The 3,151-nt window shown below is 33.3% G+C and carries 3 protein-coding genes, 1 other RNA gene and 1 pseudogene; 3 read left to right on the forward strand and 2 right to left on the reverse strand.

Annotated elements, in window-relative coordinates; translation table 11 throughout:
• A pseudogene (locus OZD62_RS01245) lies at positions 1 to 559 on the forward strand (J domain-containing protein); the annotation flags it as partial.
• On the opposite strand, the gene OZD62_RS01250 reads toward OZD62_RS01245, so the two are convergent.
• Together OZD62_RS01250 and OZD62_RS01255 are read right to left on the reverse strand one after the other, a co-directional pair.
• The gene (locus OZD62_RS01250; RefSeq protein ID WP_022626401.1) at positions 527 to 1,816 is read right to left on the reverse strand and encodes a bifunctional folylpolyglutamate synthase/dihydrofolate synthase; all 1,290 of its coding nucleotides are present in this window, start codon (positions 1,814 to 1,816) and stop codon (positions 527 to 529) included. The pseudogene OZD62_RS01245 and the gene OZD62_RS01250 sit on opposite strands and share 33 nt — an antisense overlap.
• Positions 1,813 to 2,403, reverse strand: a complete 591-nt coding sequence (locus tag OZD62_RS01255; RefSeq protein WP_275019260.1) for an MlaC/ttg2D family ABC transporter substrate-binding protein — start codon at positions 2,401 to 2,403, stop codon at positions 1,813 to 1,815. The genes OZD62_RS01250 and OZD62_RS01255 overlap by 4 nt, the downstream gene beginning before the upstream one ends.
• Before the next feature lie 116 nt (positions 2,404 to 2,519).
• On the opposite strand from OZD62_RS01255, the gene ssrS reads away from it, so the two are divergent.
• A non-coding RNA gene (gene ssrS, locus OZD62_RS01260) (6S RNA) lies at positions 2,520 to 2,680 on the forward strand.
• A 19-nt stretch (positions 2,681 to 2,699) separates the two neighbouring features.
• A partial coding sequence (locus tag OZD62_RS01265) for a type II toxin-antitoxin system RatA family toxin (RefSeq protein ID WP_275019261.1) occupies positions 2,700 to 3,151 on the forward strand: 452 nt, incomplete at its 3' end.

Below are 3,151 nucleotides of genomic sequence, written 5' to 3' on the forward strand. Positions count from 1 at the left end.
TGGTATTTCTTCTAATGTACCAATAGCAGTAGATTTTCTTGCTCCCTTGTTAGCAGGATCTATTTTAAATCTAGCTGTTAAGAGCATTGATACTAGAAATGGGAAAGAGTTTAATCATCAGACTAATATTTTATTATTGTTTAACTTTGACCAAGAATGCGAAAATTTTTCAAAGAGTGATAGGACTAAATTAAAGTGGCTAAAAAATTCAGTTATTTTGAGCAACACAATCTGTACATCTTTAATGTTTTTCGGTATGGGATTAGATTTAGTTGCCAACGGCTTTGGTATAACTAACTCTATGATGTTATCCGGCTTATTACTTTCATTACCATTCACGCTTTTAATTGTTACTTCACCTATTTTAAATGCTGCAAGTAATTATATTCTCAAAAAGACAGCTATAAATTCAATTGAGGAGCAATTTAAAGGTGATGATCAGTTTATAGAAGTCGATAACGAAAAGCCAAGCAGTACTATGAGCAATCAAAGTTATTTCCCCATCGATCAGTTAATATCATCAAAGTTAGCTATTCTCCATAGCGAAGTCTCTAGCTAGGAACAATGAGCCACAGATTAGTATGGTTTTGACGTTTTGGGTAGAGGCTTTTAATATGTGATTTGATATTGCATCGCCAATTGATTCACATTCAACTGCTTTTATTCCTATGTTATTGGCTTTTTCCCTAATCAAATTTGTATTTGTTGCTTTAGGTTCAGACTTAACACAAACCGCACATAGTAGCTTGATATATGGCTTTAAGTGCTCTAAGAACTCTTCCACATTTCTGTTACTAGTAACACCAAAAACCATATAAATACCTTCAGCAAAATTATCTTTTACCCACTGAGATAGTACTCTAGCACCATCATTATTGTGTGCACCATCTAAAAATAATTGCCAATCTTTCGGTAGTAGGAAAATTAAATTACCTTCTTTTATAGACTCTAGCCGTGCAGGCCAATAAGTGCACTGTAAACCTGAAGTGATATCCTCTTCTCCAATATCAAATTCATACTTTCCACTTAAAATACTACATGCTGCAATAGCATTGCCTGCATTAATCACCTGATGATCACCCTTTAAAGATGGCAAAGGAAATTCTATTGATTGAATAGCTGATTGAAAAACCATTTTGTTGTTCTTTTTTTTGCAATTCCATTCAAGACCTCCTCTATACAAGGGAGATTTCTTATTTATTGCGTGGTGTTCTAGCGTGTTCACTATAGATTTTTCTTGCGGTGCTATTACGCAAGGAACATTAGGTTTCATTATTCCAGCCTTTTCACCTGCTATAATTTCTACAGTAGGGCCAAGATATTCCGTATGATCAAGTGCAATGGAAGTAATTATTGTTAAAATCGGATTATCTATAACATTTGTTGCATCAAGCCTTCCACCCATACCCACTTCAACTAAAGTTATATCGGCTTTATGACGAGAAAAAGCTAAAAAAGCTGCAATAGTTGCAGCTTCAAACAGAGTGATAGGTTGTTCTGCAATTACTGCACGACATTCTTCTAATAAGCTATATAATTCATTATCGTCGATATAGCTGCCGGCTATCACTATCCTCTCATTAAAACTCACTAAATGTGGAGAAGTGTATGCGTGTACCTTATACCCTGCTGCTTGCATTATATATCTTATAAATGCTAGTGTTGAGCCTTTCCCATTAGTTCCAGCTATATGAATTACGGGAGGCACTTTTTTCTCGGGGTTATCTAGTTTGCTAAGAAAGCCTTTTATGCGATCAAGAGAAAAATCATTCGGCCTGCTACCAAGTGGCTTAGGCCAATGAGGCATATATATCATGGATTGTTATTGCATTTTAATTCAGCTATAACGCTTGCTATGCCATGCATGTCGATTTTTTCACTAAATTGATGACGTTGATTAATAGCAATACTTATTCCACTCATTACAACATCACTTATCAAGAAAGAACTGTTATTTTTAGTAACTTTAAAATCAATATTTGTAAATTCTTCATCACCGTAAGAAAATCTTGTACCAATTAAGCAAGTTTCATCGTCAACTGCTTTTGTACTCATTATGATCATTTCACTATCATGCATGTATTTATATAAAATTTTAACGCACAAACGCGTAAGATACACTTCATACTCTCTTAAAAAATCTTCTTTTTCTTTTTGTTTAACTAAAGCCCAATGTTTTCCTATGACGAATTGCGATATTCCTTTGAGGTTAACATTGTTTTGAATGACCTCCTGAAGCTTTTTTTGCACACATTCCCGGTTTTTTTTATTCTCCTTTGTAGATATACCATCCACTTGTTGCTTCATAGTATGCACAAAAATTTTGTGATCTGTACAATTAGTGTAAGCACTTGAAGAAATTACAATAAAAACAATGATAGTTAAAACTTTAGTAATGTTCATAAGATATATTTATTAGCTATGATACTTAGAATGCAAAGTTTAATAAAGATTAAATAATAATCGCTAGCTTTAATATATCTATAGACACACCTTGTATAAATCATCTACAATTAATTAAGGGTCTGTTCTATGCGTTATGAGTTAAGTTAAATTTCCCGAGCGATAATTTCTAGTCAAGGGAATTGCCTCTGTTAATTTCGTTGAAATTGATACGCGATGCCCACCTTAACTTTAGTCTCAGGAATCTACTAAGGCTGACGGTAGATACGGATCCTATTTTGATTGGTTTAACATTTATGCTTCATCAATACAAAGAACAGGGTGTTTTCCTATGTTTGCCTAATGAAGTATTCCAAATTGTAATTGATGTTGAAAGGTATCCTGATTTTGTTCCTTGGTGCAAAGCCGTTTATATAAAAGAAAAAATTAACAACCAAATGGTTGTGGATCTCCTCGCAGCTTTTCATGGAATTAAAGGTAGATATACATCAGAAGTTACTTCTCTTTCTCCAAGTGGAACAAATGAAGGTTGGATAAAAGCTGTATCATCAAATGGAATATTTAAACATCTATACAATGAATGGCAATTCATTCCCATAGATGAAAATAAAACTATGGTAAAGTTTTATATAGAGTTTAAGTTTAAGTCCAACTCATTTTCCACTTTATTAAACTCAGTATATAAGTATACACAAAGTAAAATAATTGCTGCATTTAAAGATAGGGCTGAAAGCCTTGCTAAACAAAA

Source organism: Wolbachia endosymbiont of Drosophila seguyi, assembly GCF_028981765.1.
GTDB lineage: Bacteria > Pseudomonadota > Alphaproteobacteria > Rickettsiales > Anaplasmataceae > Wolbachia > Wolbachia pipientis.

Coding starts and splice junctions, on each gene's coding strand:
- OZD62_RS01250 (WP_022626401.1), bottom strand. CDS start 1,816: ATGATATATATGCCTCATTGGCCTAAGCCACTTGGTAGCAGGCCGAAT.
- OZD62_RS01255 (WP_275019260.1), bottom strand. CDS start 2,403: ATGAACATTACTAAAGTTTTAACTATCATTGTTTTTATTGTAATTTCT.